Below are 15,551 nucleotides of genomic sequence, written 5' to 3'. Positions count from 1 at the left end.
ACGGAGGCATGACAGGTGGTAACTGAACAAGAAATCATCGAGGAAGAACTGGTCTACGGTGCGCTGCGCCGAGAACGGCTCTGGCAGCGCCTTGGCCTGACAGGTCTTGTCTTCGGTATCATCGGCTGTCTGAGTGCCGCGGCTGTCGCGATCCTCGATGTCGATCCGCCCCCCGTCGTTGTTCCCTATGACCCCGCCACCGGCTTTGCCCTGCCCGAAGCGTCCGTTGGGGCCACATCCGTCACCGCCAACCAGGCGATCATCGAGGCGGAAGTCTTCCGCTATGTGACCGACCGCGAAGTCTATAACCAGCTCGATAACGATCTGCGCATCCGCAGCGTCCTGCGCCGCTCGGACGGGGCCGCAGAACGCGCGCTGCGCCAGATCTGGAACAGCGCCGCCGAGAATTACCCGCCGACGGTCTATGGCCCCAATGCCCGGCTCGACGTGGAAATCCTCAGCATCAACCGGATTGGTACCAACCGCGCCACCGTGCGCCTGCGCAAGCGTCTGACCTCCATCAACGGCACCCAAACCGGGCTCTTCACCGCGACCCTTCTCTTCGAGTTCCGTCCCGAGACCCGCCGGTCCATCGATGAGGTCTGGACGAACCCCTTCGGCTTCACCGTTCTCGAATATTCCATCCGCTCCGACAGATTGGAGAACTAGTTTGATCAGTAAGTTCTTTGTTGCTGCCCTACTTGTCTTGCTGCCCGGCATCGCCTTTGCCGAAGCCATCCCGCGCGGCGGCCCTAATGACAGCCGTGTGCGGCTGGCAGCATATCAAGAAGGTCAGGTCTACCGCCTCAGCGTCTCGCTCACCCATGTCACCACGGTCGAGTTCGGAGAGGGTGAAAGCATCCGCTCGATTATCGCGGGCGACACGGAAGGGTTTGAGATTGATGGCGTGCCCGGTGGTCAGGCATTTGCAATCAAGCCCGTCGCGCGCGGCGTCCATACCAACGTGACTGTCTACACGAACAGGCGCAGCTACTATTTCAACGTCGAGGAGGTCCGCAGCCCGACCTTCTACGTGGTGCAGTTCCGCTATCCGGAGGACGATGCGCGCCCGACCCGAGCCATCGCGGCACAAGCGCCGAATTACAACTACGGTGCCAGCGCGCGGACCGAGTTCACGCCAACCCGCATCTGGGATGACGGGACGTTCACGTATTTCGCCTTTCCAAGAAACGCACCTATGCCAGCGATCTTCCGCTACGCGGGCGGCCGCGAGCGCACGGTCAACACGCAAACCCCTGAAGACGGCGTGATCCGCGTCAGCGGCGTGAACCGCCAATGGGTCCTGCGACTTGGCGAAGAGGTGGTCTGCATCGAGGCGATCCCGCCCGCGGAGGTGGCCTCATGAGCGATACCGAGAACACCGAGCTGGAAAAACGCCTCGCCGCCCTTGAGAAAGGCAGTGCCCGCGCCCCCACGGCGGCGCAGCGCCGGTCGCCCCTTCTCGCGCTGATCGTGGTCCTCGTCATCGGCGCGGGTGGTGCCCTGCTTTATCTCCTCTCACAGCCCGACGAAGAGGAAGCCTTGCCAACGGCCACCCCGGACGTCTTTCAGAACGAGGGAGATGGCTTTGGCACCATCGAGACCTTGCCCCCGCCCGAGCCCGAGGTGGTGTTCGTCGAACCGGGTCCAGTCGAGCCCAACGCGGAGCTTCTGGCGCAGATCACCGCCCTGCAGGCTCAGATCGAGGAATTGCGCAACGCCCCCGAACCGGTCGTCGAGGAAGACACCGCCGCCGCAGAGGCGATCGACGCGCTGACCGCTCAGATCGCTGCGCTGCAAGCCGCCTCGGAAGCAGCACAGCAACGATTTCAGGACGAACTGACGGCGCGGGATCGCAGCCTTGAGCAACTCCGCATGGATCTGGAGCTGGCCCAACTCGAGGCCAGCCGACCGCAACCCGCGCCAACGGGCCCCACGGAAGATGAGCTGCGAGCACGCGAGCAAGAGCGGCTGCGCCGCGAGGAAGAAGCCCGGCGCATGGCCGAGCTGGAGCGCCGCGCCGCGGAGGAACGCGCCTTTCAGGAGCGCCGCATCGCTTCGCCCACCATCGCGTTTGGCGGTGCCTCCGGGGCGAGTGAAACGGCTCTGACCGAACGCACTTTTGGCGAGGTGACGGATTTCGTGTTGAACGGCGCGCTGCCCTCGACCGTGACGCAAGCGCAAGTGATCGCCAATCCCTCCAACACCATCATTCAGGGCGCCATGATCCAAGCCGTGATGGAAACCGCCCTCGACAGTTCGCTGCCCGGCCAGACCCGTGCCGTGGTCTCCGAGGATGTCTACAGCGTCGACGGCACGCGCCTCCTGATCCCGCGCGGATCGCGTCTCATCGGGCGTTACCGCGCGGGCGTCGATATCGCACAGCGCCGCGTCACCATCGCCTGGGATCGGATCATCCTGCCCGACAACCAGACCGTGCAGATCAGCTCCTTTGGGGGCGATGAACTGGGCCGCTCCGGTGTTACCGGCTTCGTGGACACGCGCTTTGCCGAGCGTTTCGGGTCAGCCGCCCTGATCTCTCTGATTTCGGCCGCGCCGAATGCAGTCGCATCCAATGCGGAAAATGAGACGACCGCCGACGCGCTCAAGGACGTGGGCGATGATCTGGCAGATGCCACGGACAGCGTCATAGGCGATTACCTCTCCATCGGCCCCGTCATCTATGTCGACCAGGGCGCCCGCGTCACGGTCATGGTCGACCGCGATCTGGAGATATTCTGAGCCCATGTCGCTGAGCTATCTCGAAACCTCGCTCGACCGGATCGACGCCGCCGCTCGCGACGATGTCATCGAGATCTGCATCAACCCTGATGGCACCTGCTGGGGCGAATTCCAGGGCGATCACTTCATGCGCGCGCTGGACCAAAGGCTGACGGGCGTTCAGGTCAGGGACCTCGGCAACCAGATCGCCTCCTCGGCCAATACCACCATGAGCAAGGACCGCCCCATCGTCTCGGTATCGATCACCTACAAGGGTCGCCCGATCCGGGCACAGGTCATCACCCCGCCCGCCGTGCTCTCGGCCATGTCGATCAGCTTGCGGTTCTTCTCGAGCCTGCCGCTCGAGGGCATTGCGCTCGACTTTCTCTATGGCAAAGAGCGCAAGCTCGAAGACCTGCGCGTCGAAAAAAAGCGCGCCTTGCGCGCAGTGGTAGCCGCGGGTTTGATCGATGATGCGCTGGCCTTCTGCGTCGAGAACAAACTCAACATGATCGTCTCGGGTGGCACCTCCACCGGCAAGACCGTGGCCGCGCGCAAGATCCTCTCTCACGTACCGGCCGAGGAACGCATCGTCACCATCGAAGAAGCGGCCGAGCTTCTGCCGATCCAGCCAAATGCCGTGACCCTCATCGCCAATCGCGATGCGGAATTCCAGACCGCCGATGTGCTTCTCACTGCGACGCTGCGCATGCGCCCCGACCGGATCATCCTGGGCGAGGTCCGCGGCAAGGAGGCCATGACCTTTCTGGAAGCCATCAACACCGGCCATGGCGGCTCGATGACCACGCTGCATGCCGAAACCCCGCAACTGGCCGTGCAGCGGCTCGCGATCGCCGCGCTCAAAACCGAGATCCCGATGACCTATGCCGACATGATCCAGTACATCGAAAATTCCATCGATGTGATCATCCAGGCCGGTCGCCATGACGGCAAACGCGGCATCACCGAATTCTACCTCCCCGGCGCAACTGAGATTGGAATTTCCCCATGAAAACCTTTGAATATGACATCCTGTTCTTTCCGGTGAAGAAGCAAAAGGACTACGACGAGGTGCGACGTGCTTTGAATGAGCGCGGCGCGGAAGGGTGGGAGGTTATCACCGCCGAAGCCGGCGACTACGGCTACACCACTTTCTTGAAGCGTGAGACTGGTACAATGAAGGCGGCATCGGAATGACACGGGCTATTGCAGTCGCTGGCCTGCTCTTGATCTTTGGCACAACTGCTGGCGTAGCCGAGCGGAACCTGATCCCGACGCTCGACAACCACCCAAATGTTTGCCCAGACCAGCCACCTGAGCCGAAGTGGATGCAGAACATCAATGTGCGCGAATCCTATAAGCGCCTTTTGATCCAACAGATATATCGGGCTCAAAGCATGGAGCGCGTCGTAGGCTCGCAAAACTGCGACTGTCCCACACGGTATCCAACTTGGGAGGACGCCGTACGCTTCTACACCGAGCGCTATGCTTCATCTGAATACTGGGACGTTGTCGAAGCGACGTCCGAATACCGACGGCAGGCAAATGAACTGCGCCGCACCGCCATGCCAATCTGCGAAGCAGTTGGCAACTGGTAGCAATCCATGAGTGTCGTCACCTACTTCGTGGAAACGGCCGAAGGGTATCTAGATACCGCTGCCGAAACTCAGTTTGGTGCGGTCGCAGCAACGGTCGGCACGTTGCTGGTTCTGGGCACAACACTAGTTGTCATTCTGGTCTTCATCAACATGATCTACCAGTATCGCGCCATGGACGGCCGAACTGCCTTTTGGCTGGCCGTGAAGGTCGGACTTATAGGGGTCTTCGCGGCCAACTGGGTCCAGTTCAATGCGCTTGCCTCAGCAATACTGAACGGAATTGACAGCATTGCCGGGGCCCTTGTGGCTTCTGTCGGCGGCGGATCACCTGGTCCGTCCGGTACCTTTGCAGAGGAATTTGACGAACTGATTGCAGCGCTCGGGGACTATCTGAATGCTGCGGGATCTGAGCTGAACTGGATGGCGGGTGCCTTGCTTGACACACTTGGGGTTCTGCTGCTCTCGATTCTTGGCGGGTTGGCGGCGTTCATTGTTGTGGCGTCCCGGCTCATGATCGCTCTGCTAATTGGCATTGCGCCAGTGATGATCTTCTTGACCCTGTTCGAGGTCACCAAGGATTATTTCGCGCGCTGGTTATCCGCGCTCATTTCATTCGCGATGTATCCAATCGTCGTCGCCGGAGTGTTCGCGACGATCACGGGGGTCTCTCGGGCGCTTCTTGCCGAGCTTGGCGACCCGGAGGGAGCCTCGAACATAGGGGCCCTTATCCCATTTTTCATGATGGTGCTGATGGCAAAGGGTTTCATCATAGCAACGCCTTTCTTGGTCCGGGCGATTTCTGGAAACATCATGATGCCGGCACTCTCGGCCGGGTTCGGGGGAAGCTATGCCTTCGCCAGAGGGCTTGCAGGTAGCCAACAAGTTTACAATCGCTATGCCATCGGTGGCGCAACTGGGGCTGAATACGCAGCCCTTCGAGCGCGACAATTCTTCGGTGTGCAAGCCTTGCCGAGCCGGCCAAATACTGCTGGAGGGCCAACCGCGGCTCGTCCGGGTGACGAAACCGGAACAGGAGCCCGAATGCTGGCACAGCTTTCAAGACTTGCTAGGTTGGGCAGGCGGTGACAGCCAGGTGCCAAAAACTTGCCAAAACTGCAAAGGTTTCGCCGCGGGTTTTTGTCATTGCTAAACGGTTGATCCCTCGCGACACAAAGCTCGTGGCCAAACACGACCGTTTCTACCACAGGCGGAATCGACAATTTTAGCACCGTGCCACGGCCCTGCGTATCGCCCGATTGCCAACTGGCTCAGGCTCTTCGCCGGGGTGTTGCCCTTCACCTTTCCAGTCGTCTGACCAAAGCCAATCTTCGAAATAATAGAGCCAAAGGTAAGTCCACGGAATGATGGTTTGGTCGATCCGCTTCCGCGCGTCCCATTCCCTGGCACCTGGAAGATAAAGACAAAGGCGCAGCGGATCTCTGTAGACGTGAGGCAAAGGACGCCCTGCCGCCAGCAACTCCAGATCCGGGTCGTCTATCTGAACAACGGGCGTTTGACCCGGCTGAAACGTGATAGTGGCAAGGTAGGAGCGCGCCAAGGCTGTCGGTTGTATAGGCTCTTGCCATGTCAATTTGTTTGCGCGGACCTGCCCCACACCACTGATAGCCGGGCTTGCCTTCAGGAACAGCAGCTGCTGCGACAGGGTCAGGTCGTATTGCCCGCCTCGTCCTATCATCAATCACCGAAGAACGTATTTGTGGGCACGGTTGTTGATGCTGCGACCTTCGATGTCGTCAGCCCGACCACAGGTGCGACAGAAAGCAGACCCGATTTGCGACCATCCGACACCGCATTGACGCGGTTGACGAGTACCCGTCCGGTGACACCGGAACCGAACGAACGCTCCATGTTCAAAGACAATCGGTCTTGACCAACCGCATCACGAAGAGCCTCGAAGTCGGACAAGGCTTGTGCGTGCCACGCGTAGAATGCCGGAGCACGACGTGCATCCTTGTTCCAGTTGTCCGCGAAATTTTCCCCGTCGGTTGTCTCGTTCAGGATGGCATAACCCTGTCGTCCGTCCAGAATGGGGCGCTCGATGAAATGCGGCATCATCCGGATCGTTTCGACCAGCAGATCCATTTCGTCTTGGAAGACGTGCTTGCGCACGCAATAGGCATAGGACTGCATCGCAAGGGTGGTGATGATGACGGAAATCGGGGCGACGTCTTGCGTGTTGTTCTCGTAAAAAACGTCCCGGTGCCGTTTGAGCAATTGCACGATGCGGCGCAAGATGCCCTTCACTGCTTCTCGGACGGGGAACGGCTCCACCGTCGCCTCGTCCCGCTGCATGGCGATGAACTTGCCCACAAAGGTAGGCCGGATTGCGGCGCGCTCATCGAACAGGGTCTTGTAGGCCCGCGGGTTTGTCGGATGCCATTCCTTCAGAGCCCGGTCAGGCACCAGTTCGCCACGGTTGATGCAGGCCGGGTTTGCGATGGTCGGGGACAGGTCGAGGTGGAAGTCCCCCGCATAGTTCAGACGCCAGCAGCGCTTTTTTTCTTCGAGAAGGTGCACATAGGTGGCGTGTTCCTTGAGCCGGTTTCCAACCGCCGCCTTCAGGGTTGCTGGTGAGATGCCGGACGCGATACCTGCACAAAAGCAGATCAGATCGACATCGAATTCCCGCCGCCCGATTGGCTTCACGGCCGTTCCAAGCGCACTGGACCCTTGGAGATAGACCAGAACACTGACGAGTAGGGGATCAGTTGAACCGGACAGCCAGTCTCCGACGGCACCATAGCTCTGGCGCGCACGATCAAACTGGGTTTCGGTGAGGTCCAGATCCTCGCCTATCTCGTCCAGGATGGTGAATATCTGCGTGCGCCGCCGAATGTCACTGTCGGTCAGCGGCTGTCGCAACATCTGATTCATGCCGCTTTCTCCTTGAGTTGATAGACCGGCACGAAGGTATCGGCAGGCTGGGTGAAAAAGATCGGGGTCAGGTGGGGCTTTGCTTTTCGGGCTTCTGACATACCAAGGCCCTTGAGGCGGCCGATCTTCGTGGTGTCATCCAAGGTAAAAAACCCGCTCGGGACAGACGGCGAAATGCGGTAGATGCGATCCCCATCGTAAGGGTGCCCCGTTAGTAGTTTTACCATGCCGAGGGCGCCATGTGATTGCCCATCAGCGTAAAGGTTGAGGACTTTGAGTCCGAGACCGGCAAACCCGGGACTTTCGGGCAGCATGTAGACCTCGTCCAGACACCCCAAGCTCAGAATGCGCAGGTCTGACGGGTGCCACCCCAGAAGGGTGATGGCTTCGACGACGGCAATGGCCGTGGGGTTGTTGGCCCATGTCCCGCCATCGGTCAGGCCGATATCATCAGCAGTGCGATGTCGCTTGAAATACGTAGGTGCCGCTGCCGTTGCCAGGGCAGCATCCAGCGCAGTCTTGCGATAATCGGTTTGCAGGCGCGCATGATGCGCGGTCTTGTAGATATAGGGGCTGCGGAGATCGGCATCCCACGCCGGGATCACCAACCGAGTCTGTGATTGCCCGATCAAATCGTCGTTAAGGACGGCCTTCAGCTCACGGGCCAGAATTGCCGCATCGTGCTTTGGACTGACAGCGTGCCGCCCCGTAGCGGTGATGGTACGCCAGGCCTGCCGAAGCCTCCCTGGCGGCTCGTCATCCGCATTGGCTTGGCCGAAGATGACAGGCCCGCGGCGCTCGTAAAGCTCGAGCAGTTCCTTTGCCGTGCGGCCGAGGCCAAGGCCAAGTGCGATGATGCCGCCCGTCGATGTGCCCGCGATGAGATCGAAATAACGCCCAATGGGCTGGCCCAGATCTTCCTCGAGCCCCGCGAGGAATGCAGCGGGCATCGTGCCCTTAATCCCGCCCCCGTCGATGGAGAGGATGCGACGTATCTGCCTGTTGTTCCCACCGTTGCTCATCCTGACATCCATTCCGCTTATGCCCTTCAGCCTTTCGGCGGATGCGGGTCCTTGCCATAGGTGTTGCGCTCGCGGATGCGACCGTTCTCGCCGTGGATCAGCATCTCGCTGCCCTGACGAATGGCGGATTCCCGCGCGGCCGTGATGGCCTCGCGCTGCGTGCCGTGGACGGAAGACGCTCGTGAGTTACCCGCCCCCTTCACTGCCCAACCGCTTTCATGCGGCACAACATGCTGATTTTTCTTAGACATTTCAAGCCTCACGTGTCGATTTCGGTTGACGGTGTGACAACCTTGTGTTTAAATATATAGTAATAAATGGCGTTTATCAACCACAACAATAACCGCCGGGAGAGGATCATGTTCGGACAAAGACTGCGACTTGCCCGCAAGCGGGCGGGTCTATCCATGCAAGCGCTCGCGGAGCGCGTAACCCCAAACGTGTCGGCACAGGCCATCAGCAAATACGAGGCGGACAAGATGATGCCGTCTTCGTCGGTGCTGGTCGGCCTCGGCAAGGCGCTCGGCGTGTCACTGGACTTCCTGCTCGGCGGTCAGGTCGAAGCCCTGGAAAGCGTCGAGTGGCGAAAGAACTCGACCGCCTCGGCGCAGGATCGCGCGATGGCGGAATCCATTGTGATCGAGAAGCTCGAAGACTATTTTGCCATCGAGGACATCCTCGACATGCACCCCGCTGAAGACCCCTTCGCCGCGCTGCGCGTGGGCATGGTGGCCGATGAAGAGGCCATCGACGCCAAGGCGCGGGACGTGCGGCGCGAGTGGCAGCTTGGGATCGACCCGATCCCGAGTATGACCGCCCTGCTCGAAGACAAGGGACTCAAGGTCATCGAGGCCGATCTCCCGGAACGCATCAACGGGCTGGCCTGTCATGTCGAACGGGCGGAGGGCGCACCGACTGAGGTGATCGTCGTCTCGCGGCACACCAATGTCGAACGCAAGCGCTTTAACCTCGCCCACGAACTCGCGCACCGGATCATCACCGAAACCGGCAATGCCGCGCTGAAAAAGGAACCCTCGATGCACCGCTTCGCGGGGGCGTTCCTCATTCCGCGTGAGCATCTGGAAGAGGAAGCTGGCCGAAACCGTCACGGCATGACCTGGATAGAGATCATGCGGCTCAAGCGCACCTTTGGCGTCTCCGCCGCCGCGATGCTCGTGCGGCTCGGCCAGGTGGACATCCTGTCGAAGAGTGCTGTGGAATATGCGTTCAAGACCTATGCGCGAAGCTGGCGGCGCGAGGAGCCGGAGCCTATCGGTCCAGGCGAGGGCTTCGCGGCTTTCGAGAAGCCGCAGCGCTTCGAGCGCCTCGTCTGGCGCGCGCTCGGCGAGGAGATGATTTCCCCCGTGCGGGCGGCGCAAATGCTCGGGCTCCCCTTGAGCGTTGTCGAACGCGACATCAGGGGGCCTCGTGACCAGTGACCTGTGTTGTCGTCAATGATGCGTCCTGTCTGATCGACTTGAAGAAGGGAGAGTTGCTGCACGTCCTGCTGCGGCTGCCCTATCGCTTCATCGTGCCCCTGCCCATCCGTGAGGAGGAGCTGCTCGATTTCACGGCGCAGGAATGGCGGATGCTCGAAGACGGTGGCCTTGCCACCTATGACCTGCCAGCCGAGGAAGTCGCGCAGGTGGTTGCGCTGAAGCGTGAGCACAGCCGTCTGTCAGCCTATGACTGCTTCGCTCTGGTCACGACAACCTGCCAGGAAAACGGCATCCTCCTGACCGGCGACAATCTTCTGCGCAAAGTCGCCACCGCCCGCGCCGTGCGCGTTCATGGCGTCCTGTGGATCATAGACGAGTTGCACGCCGCCGAAGTCTGCGAGGTCGAGCTTCTTGTTTCCGCACTGCAAATCTGGCGGGCGGATGAGGCGGTCTTCCTGCCTCCTGCCGAGATCGACAAGCGGCTGCGCCGTCTGGGGGCATAATCTGAACAAGGTGGAGATGGCTGGACCCTGCCCACGACGTTCCCAGCGAGAGATCGAACGGTCGTGCAAGCCAAACCCTCTTTTTGGCGAAAAAAACACCGTTTGTTAAATTCAGCGTTACGGAAGCTACGGGCAGGTCGCCATGCCCGCCACCCTATCGAGCAACCAGCTTTTGACCACCGTCCTCTCGCAGCATCGCTTCCATTTCATCCAAGCCATCAACTGCGGAGCGCATCTGCGCCTCATCAACTTCGCTCGCAGCTTCAGCATCCACGACCTGGCTTCCAAAATCCATCTCCATCTGGCGCTGTTCCTCGGCGATAACGGCTTGAACGACAGGCGCAATCTTCGTTTGGGCGACATCGGTTTGCCCTGACGATTGGCCATCAGCAGCCTGGCGTGCGGCCTCAACGTCGGCCTCGGGTCCACTTGGCCCGTCCGGCGGCGGCGCCATCGGCATGGCGCGCACACTCAGCGGCAGCGTGCCCTGCGACCCAACTCCCCCAGGCTTCGGAAACGGTAACTCGCCCGTCTGTGCCGCGTGGATCGCCTTGAAGAGCCGGTCATCGAAATACTGGATCCGCTTTGCCCGGACCGGCATTTGCGCGTCGATGACCATGACGATTTCATCGAGCGGCAGGCGGCGCGCCTCATCTTCGGGCAGCAAGGAACTTTCTTCGGTCCGTGTGGATTGGCTGCGCCCTTCAAAGGGGTTCTTGCCGATGGACTGAGATCGCGTGACGACGGTTTTCGTAGTCTTGCCGACCGCCTTGCTCAGCTCCTCGACGGTTTTTTCATCCGAGGGCGTCAGGTAGAGCTTCACGCCTGCGTTGCCCTGCAGCGCGCGGCGGGTGTTCTCGCCGTAGATTTCATCGAGGGCGGGGATGGTCTGGGTGACGACGGCCAGGTGGCCGCGATAGGTGCGCAGGGTCTCGATGCTCTCGACCACGATGGGCATTTTGCCGAGACGGTTGAACTCGTCGAGCATGATCATCACCGGCCAAGGCTCGTCTGGCCCCGGGTCCTTTTCCTGCATCGCCGAGAGGAGATCAGAGAAGAAGAGGCGGATCAGTGGGGCGAGGGGTTTCACCATCAGCGGCTGGACCACGAGATAGACCGAGAAGGGCTTCTTGCGGATCGTGCGGAAATCAAAATCCGACACCGCCGTCGCCTCGTCTATGGCCGGGTTCTGCCATTGATCGAGCCCCGAGGTCATCAGGAGCGAGACGTATGAGGTCAGCGTATCGTTATTGGTCGAGGCCAGCCGGGTGAAGATCAGCTTGGCGGCCCTGTTGTCCACTTCGTGGCCCCGCGCGAAATACTCCTTCTGCTTGTTCCCACCGGAGGCCGCGATGCGATAGATCTCGCCCAAGGTCGGACGCTTGCGCTGGAAGGCCAGCAGACCTGCGGCCACGAAGAGATCGATCCCGCCTTTGAGGAGGCCCTGCACCCGGTCATTGTCGCTTTGTAGGAAGAGCGTCGCCAGAAGCTGCAACTCCATCTGCTGGCGCGCGGGATCTTTCAGTTCGAAGATGCGCAAGAGCGGGTTGTAGCGATGGGTGCGCTTGCCTTCCCAATCAGTGGGGGCAAAGCGATAGACCTTGTCGCCTTGGGCTGCGCGGTGCCGGGCCGTGGCCTCGAAACATTCGCCCTTTACATCGAGCGTCACGGCGGAGCCTTGCCAGGTCAGCAAGTTTGGAATGACAAAGCCCGTGGTCTTGCCGCGGCCCGTGGGGGCCACGATCAGCGCGTGGGGGAAGACCTTCGAGCAGATGTAGTTGGCGCGGGAGCCCGGCGGCCCCAGCTTGCCGAGGATAAACCCGGTGCCAGGCGCCCCGAAAAAGCCGTTAGCCTTCATCTCGCGCGCGGTCTGCCAATGGGTCTGGCCAAAGCGTGTCAGGGCGGACCCCGAGAGGGCGAGGCTCAGCATCAACCCGGCGGCGGCGAAGCTGCCGATGATCAGGTGAATAAGTTGCGCGTCCTCCGGGCGGCGATCCAGGATCGCCAGATAGTTCTGCGCGATATAGGCAAAATCGATCTCGGCCCCGAAGCCGAGATCCTGATAGGTCAGCACCGCCGAGGCGATTGTATAGCCCATGGCCCCGGTCACCAGCGTCACAAGCAGGACGCCCGTGGCGATCCGCGCTTTTCCCATGGAGGCGCTCAATGGACCTGACCCCGCTCGGTCTCGCCATCCAGGTCTGTGGCGCGGTGTTTTTCGTATTCGGTATCGGCAAGATCATCGACCACCTGGCGCAAGGCCTCCGTGTTGGCCGTCGCGGCATCGGATTGCAGATAGACCTTGGCGACATAGAGCCGATCGAGGCGGTCCTCGAGAACCTGTTCCAGCGCATCGGCATCGCCGGATGTGAGCTGCTCAAGTTGGCGGTCATCCAGCACCCGCGCGATCTCGCCGCGGAAAGCGTCCCGCTCCGCCTCGGTCTCGAAGGGTGCGGTCAACTCCCCCGCCCGCTCATGGTCCAGGACACGGGCAATCTCATCTGCGAGGCGGCCGGCACGGTCAGACTGCGGCGCAGTTTCATCGCGGGTTGCGAGGATGTCGTCGCGCGTGCCAATCCCAAGCCCGTCGCGCATCTCGGTTTCGCGGCGGACCTGATTGATGACCTCCGTGTCGCGTATCTCGACGACGGCCGCGTAGGTCGCGCCAAGCCCGCGGGCGAGATGGGACGGCATGTCCGGATAGCGCGCGCGCAAGTCATCCGTGACAGCATCTGCAACGGGCGTGCGGAGGTCGCGTCCCGCCATGATCCGGTCGACCTCGCGGGTGATCTCGCTGGCGCGGGCCGCATCGGTGATGGTCTCCCTGTAGGGTTCAGACCGGTCGATCACATCGCCTGGGCGTGCGAGCAGGTCCGGATGTGCCTCGAGATACGTGCGCTGCTCCGTCTCGATCCGGCGCTCCGCCCGTGAGACAACCTCCCAGTCCCAGTCCTCGATCTGCTGCGCTGTCAGGCCCTCCGCACGCATCTCCTGACGGATTGTCCCTTCCATCGCCCGGACCGCGCCCTCATGATAATGGAACCGCTCGCTGTCCGGTTCCGCTTCCATGACACCATCCCGGCGCAGCACGTTTTCCCGTTCCAGAAGCGTGCCGAGCGCGACATGCACATCGTTGAGAATGTCGCGCGCCTGTTCCAGATCGGCGCGGCGTTCAAGGTTCAGATCGCGCGCCTCAGCTACTTTGGAGAGATCATTGGCGATCCATTGATGCTCGAGCGCTGCATTTGAGGCGCCCGTCTCGATCCGGGCCACCACTTCCGATGTGCTGATCCCGGTGCCCCGTAGTGCTACGTCAATGCGCGATCTCAGGTCGGGCTCGGCCAGTCGCTCGAGCTGGTTGGCGTCGATATTGGCTTCGGAATAGATCCCGCCCTCCGAGGGGGTCTCTGACAGCGTGGATGATCGCAGCCCCAAGGGCTGCATGTGCTGGACCTGCGTCTGGATCTCGATGAGGCGTTTTTCCAGCACGGGACGTTCCGCATCAGACTTCTCGGCGATCATGCCCTGCACCCGCGCAAGCTTCTCCGCATAGAGGCTTCTCAGGTCCTCGAAACTTTGATCCTCGGCCATATACACATCTCCTGTTCGGTCCAGCTGCCCGCCATGCGCCAGCACCTCGCCCGCGCGGAAGAGAGCCGCGGCAATATCCTCGCGGGCCTCCCGGGAGGCCTCTGCGGCAAGCGAATAGTAGACGGTTCTGGTGTTGGCGATTTCCGCCAGCGTCCGCGTCAAGTCCTGCCCCACGCGTTCGCGCTCGCGGGGTGCGCGCCCCTCTTCTTTCGCGGCATAAACCTCGCTGGTTCGGGCCGGGTAATGCACGACGCCGCGATCCACCCGCCGCGTGGCTTCGAGGCGCACACCGTACTTTTCTGCCTCCTCTACCATGGCGAGGCGGAAGTCGTCATAGTTGAAGCGATGGTTACGCCCCAGAAAGAAGAACTCGCCTTCCTGCGAGCGGCGGTTTAGCACCAGATGCGCATGCGGGTGATCGCGGTCCTCATGCACCGCGATGATGTAATCGAAATGCCCCTCATCGGTCTGGAAGAACCGCTCGGCCACACCCGCCGCGATGTCGCGCACATCCTCCCCGCGCGTGCCGATGGGGAAGGACATGAGCATGTGGGTAGTCTGCCCGAGCTTGGGCTTGAAGCCCGCATCCCACCGCTTGGCAAAGCGCTCGGTCAAATCCTTGATGTCACCCGCCTCGAGCTTGGCCTTGCCATCCAGGAAGCCGCTTGAGTCCACGATATGGGTGGACTTCGTGGTGAGGTAATCGAGCTGGTTTGCGAGCTGCGATTTGGTATGCGTGCCCCCGCCCCGGATCGCCTTGAAGACCGCTGGCCGATGCCCTGCTGCCGCGCGCACAAGCTGGGACTGCTTGGCCACGTGCAGCCCCTGCATCGAGCCCCGGACGCGGCTCCAGCCATCCCGGAAGACCTCGCCCGTGACGGCATGGACGGCATCATTCAGCCGCATGGGCAAACTCCCTCAGCGCGGCCGTGGCCTGCAGTTGCATCGCGTCCCGACGGCGGCGGAGGAGCAGATCGATCTCGTCAGCGGAATCCAGGATGAACCGCGCCAGCCCGCGCATCTGCGCAAGCCGCAATTCGGTGAACTCGCCACTCGTGCCGCCCACGGCCCCCTGTCCCCGCCGGTTGGCCTGCGTCATCTGCTTGGCAATCTGCGCGACCCCGTTACCGACCTCGTGCAGAGAGGCGCGGTAACGCGCCATCTCTGCTGCCATCTGCGCGTCCGGAACGAACACCCCACCCGCCGCCTGGATCAGCCGCCGCAGCCCCTCGGCCCGGCTCTCGATCCCCGCCTTCGCCAACACCTCGTCGAGCGCCGCAAGCTCCGCAGCCGTGACCTTCACACTGACCGCTGAAACCGGAATGGCGGCATCAGTCTGCCGCTCGGCATCGGCTTTGAGCGTGTACTGAATCGCCCGCACCGACACACCAAACCGCTCCGCCAGCACCGACGAGGTCACACCTTCTGCAGCCTCGCGAACGATCTCCATGCGGTCTGCATCGGTGAGACGTTTTGAGCGCGACATGCGAAGAAAGACCCCCTATTTCCTGCCACCTTCCAACAAGGCTGCCCCCACCTTACGATATTATATCACGCTGTCACTTATATACTTATGTTGCATTCAGTCTCAGGCAGCCTTGGTGTCCGCTTCCCGCGCGGCCCGCAGGGACGCGGGGCTGTCCCCACCCTCGCCAAAGAGACCCGCCCGGTCGGTCCCTGGCCCCGGCCCTGCCCGAGGTCTGGCCGAACAGCCTCTTTGTTCGGACGGGACCACGGGCGGGACGTCTCCGGAGCTGTCGGGGCGGCCCCCGAGGCCCAGCC

At 61.6% G+C, this 15,551-nt stretch carries 16 protein-coding genes; 9 read left to right on the top strand and 7 right to left on the bottom strand.

Going from position 1 to position 15,551, the window contains the following annotated elements:
- Positions 1-15 precede the first annotated feature (15 nt).
- Genes ABIE58_RS13410 through ABIE58_RS13380 form a run of 7 tightly spaced genes read left to right on the top strand, consistent with a single transcriptional unit; the run spans position 16 to position 5,405 of the window.
- A complete protein-coding gene (locus ABIE58_RS13410; protein WP_354545227.1) occupies positions 16-669 on the top strand; it encodes a VirB8 family type IV secretion system protein in 654 nt (217 codons plus the stop codon).
- A 1-nt stretch (position 670) separates the two neighbouring features.
- The gene (locus ABIE58_RS13405; protein ID WP_354545226.1) at positions 671-1,366 is read left to right on the top strand and encodes a TrbG/VirB9 family P-type conjugative transfer protein; all 696 of its coding nucleotides are present in this window, start codon (positions 671-673) and stop codon (positions 1,364-1,366) included.
- Positions 1,363-2,742: a TraB/TrbI/VirB10 family type IV secretion system protein gene (locus ABIE58_RS13400; protein ID WP_354545225.1), complete on the top strand. Its 1,380-nt coding sequence runs from the start codon at positions 1,363-1,365 to the stop codon at positions 2,740-2,742. The genes ABIE58_RS13405 and ABIE58_RS13400 overlap by 4 nt, the downstream gene beginning before the upstream one ends.
- Before the next feature lie 4 nt (positions 2,743-2,746).
- Positions 2,747-3,733 (top strand): ATPase, T2SS/T4P/T4SS family, encoded by a 987-nt coding sequence (locus ABIE58_RS13395; RefSeq protein ID WP_354545224.1) that lies wholly within the window; start codon positions 2,747-2,749, stop codon positions 3,731-3,733.
- Complete coding sequence (locus tag ABIE58_RS13390) at positions 3,730-3,918, top strand: hypothetical protein (RefSeq protein WP_009820227.1); 189 nt, start codon at positions 3,730-3,732, stop codon at positions 3,916-3,918. The genes ABIE58_RS13395 and ABIE58_RS13390 overlap by 4 nt, the downstream gene beginning before the upstream one ends.
- On the top strand, positions 3,915-4,319 hold the full coding sequence (locus tag ABIE58_RS13385; RefSeq protein WP_354545223.1) for a hypothetical protein: 405 nt from the start codon (positions 3,915-3,917) through the stop codon (positions 4,317-4,319). The genes ABIE58_RS13390 and ABIE58_RS13385 overlap by 4 nt, the downstream gene beginning before the upstream one ends.
- A 6-nt stretch (positions 4,320-4,325) precedes the next feature.
- Positions 4,326-5,405, top strand: a complete 1,080-nt coding sequence (locus ABIE58_RS13380; RefSeq protein ID WP_354545222.1) for a TrbL/VirB6 family protein — start codon at positions 4,326-4,328, stop codon at positions 5,403-5,405.
- A gap of 136 nt (positions 5,406-5,541) precedes the next feature.
- Here ABIE58_RS13380 and ABIE58_RS13375 read toward each other — a convergent pair whose 3' ends face one another.
- Genes ABIE58_RS13375 through ABIE58_RS13360 form a run of 4 tightly spaced genes read right to left on the bottom strand, consistent with a single transcriptional unit; the run spans position 5,542 to position 8,487 of the window.
- Positions 5,542-6,015 carry a type II CBASS E2 protein gene (locus ABIE58_RS13375; protein WP_354545284.1) on the bottom strand — a complete coding sequence of 158 codons (474 nt, stop codon included), beginning with the start codon at positions 6,013-6,015 and terminating at the stop codon, positions 5,542-5,544.
- Entirely contained in the window at positions 6,015-7,214 is a 1,200-nt protein-coding gene (locus ABIE58_RS13370; protein ID WP_354545221.1) for a nucleotidyltransferase domain-containing protein, read from the bottom strand. The genes ABIE58_RS13375 and ABIE58_RS13370 overlap by 1 nt, the downstream gene beginning before the upstream one ends.
- Positions 7,211-8,248, bottom strand: a complete 1,038-nt coding sequence (locus ABIE58_RS13365; RefSeq protein ID WP_354545220.1) for a CBASS cGAMP-activated phospholipase — start codon at positions 8,246-8,248, stop codon at positions 7,211-7,213. Before ABIE58_RS13365 ends, ABIE58_RS13370 begins: the two co-directional genes overlap by 4 nt.
- 14 nt (positions 8,249-8,262) lie before the next feature.
- Positions 8,263-8,487: a DUF2188 domain-containing protein gene (locus tag ABIE58_RS13360; protein ID WP_354545219.1), complete on the bottom strand. Its 225-nt coding sequence runs from the start codon at positions 8,485-8,487 to the stop codon at positions 8,263-8,265.
- Positions 8,488-8,553: 66 nt separating this feature from the next.
- Here ABIE58_RS13360 and ABIE58_RS13355 point away from each other — a divergent pair, with 66 nt between their 5' ends.
- Positions 8,554-9,675 (top strand): helix-turn-helix domain-containing protein, encoded by a 1,122-nt coding sequence (locus tag ABIE58_RS13355; protein ID WP_354545218.1) that lies wholly within the window; start codon positions 8,554-8,556, stop codon positions 9,673-9,675.
- Positions 9,672-10,178, top strand: coding sequence for a PIN domain-containing protein (locus tag ABIE58_RS13350; protein ID WP_037240062.1), 507 nt, complete (start codon positions 9,672-9,674; stop codon positions 10,176-10,178). Before ABIE58_RS13355 ends, ABIE58_RS13350 begins: the two co-directional genes overlap by 4 nt.
- A 154-nt stretch (positions 10,179-10,332) precedes the next feature.
- On the opposite strand, the gene ABIE58_RS13345 is transcribed toward ABIE58_RS13350, so the two are convergent.
- Genes ABIE58_RS13345 through ABIE58_RS13335 form a run of 3 tightly spaced genes read right to left on the bottom strand, consistent with a single transcriptional unit; the run spans position 10,333 to position 15,255 of the window.
- Positions 10,333-12,333 (bottom strand): type IV secretory system conjugative DNA transfer family protein, encoded by a 2,001-nt coding sequence (locus ABIE58_RS13345; protein ID WP_354545217.1) that lies wholly within the window; start codon positions 12,331-12,333, stop codon positions 10,333-10,335.
- Positions 12,334-12,341: 8 nt separating this feature from the next.
- Positions 12,342-14,675, bottom strand: a complete 2,334-nt coding sequence (locus ABIE58_RS13340; RefSeq protein WP_354545216.1) for a relaxase/mobilization nuclease domain-containing protein — start codon at positions 14,673-14,675, stop codon at positions 12,342-12,344.
- Complete coding sequence (locus tag ABIE58_RS13335) at positions 14,662-15,255, bottom strand: transposase (RefSeq protein ID WP_354545215.1); 594 nt, start codon at positions 15,253-15,255, stop codon at positions 14,662-14,664. The genes ABIE58_RS13340 and ABIE58_RS13335 overlap by 14 nt, the downstream gene beginning before the upstream one ends.
- Between the last annotated feature and the right edge of the window lie 296 nt (positions 15,256-15,551).

The organism is Roseovarius sp. MBR-78 (genome assembly GCF_040547535.1).
Classification (GTDB): domain Bacteria; phylum Pseudomonadota; class Alphaproteobacteria; order Rhodobacterales; family Rhodobacteraceae; genus Roseovarius.
The sequence above is the reverse complement of the archived record's forward strand: the minus strand, read 5'-3'. Positions and strand labels throughout refer to the sequence as shown.

What these genes read in the sequence shown, in the direction of transcription:
- ABIE58_RS13400 (WP_354545225.1), top strand. Translation starts at nt 1,363, where the DNA reads ATGAGCGATACCGAGAACACCGAGCTGGAAAAACGCCTCGCCGCCCTT.
- ABIE58_RS13395 (WP_354545224.1), top strand. Translation starts at nt 2,747, where the DNA reads ATGTCGCTGAGCTATCTCGAAACCTCGCTCGACCGGATCGACGCCGCC.
- ABIE58_RS13390 (WP_009820227.1), top strand. Translation starts at nt 3,730, where the DNA reads ATGAAAACCTTTGAATATGACATCCTGTTCTTTCCGGTGAAGAAGCAA.
- ABIE58_RS13385 (WP_354545223.1), top strand. Translation starts at nt 3,915, where the DNA reads ATGACACGGGCTATTGCAGTCGCTGGCCTGCTCTTGATCTTTGGCACA.
- ABIE58_RS13380 (WP_354545222.1), top strand. Translation starts at nt 4,326, where the DNA reads ATGAGTGTCGTCACCTACTTCGTGGAAACGGCCGAAGGGTATCTAGAT.
- ABIE58_RS13375 (WP_354545284.1), bottom strand. Translation starts at nt 6,015, where the DNA reads ATGATAGGACGAGGCGGGCAATACGACCTGACCCTGTCGCAGCAGCTG.
- ABIE58_RS13370 (WP_354545221.1), bottom strand. Translation starts at nt 7,214, where the DNA reads ATGAATCAGATGTTGCGACAGCCGCTGACCGACAGTGACATTCGGCGG.
- ABIE58_RS13365 (WP_354545220.1), bottom strand. Translation starts at nt 8,248, where the DNA reads ATGGATGTCAGGATGAGCAACGGTGGGAACAACAGGCAGATACGTCGC.
- ABIE58_RS13360 (WP_354545219.1), bottom strand. Translation starts at nt 8,487, where the DNA reads ATGTCTAAGAAAAATCAGCATGTTGTGCCGCATGAAAGCGGTTGGGCA.
- ABIE58_RS13355 (WP_354545218.1), top strand. Translation starts at nt 8,554, where the DNA reads ATGGCGTTTATCAACCACAACAATAACCGCCGGGAGAGGATCATGTTC.
- ABIE58_RS13345 (WP_354545217.1), bottom strand. Translation starts at nt 12,333, where the DNA reads ATGGGAAAAGCGCGGATCGCCACGGGCGTCCTGCTTGTGACGCTGGTG.
- ABIE58_RS13340 (WP_354545216.1), bottom strand. Translation starts at nt 14,675, where the DNA reads ATGCGGCTGAATGATGCCGTCCATGCCGTCACGGGCGAGGTCTTCCGG.
- ABIE58_RS13335 (WP_354545215.1), bottom strand. Translation starts at nt 15,255, where the DNA reads ATGTCGCGCTCAAAACGTCTCACCGATGCAGACCGCATGGAGATCGTT.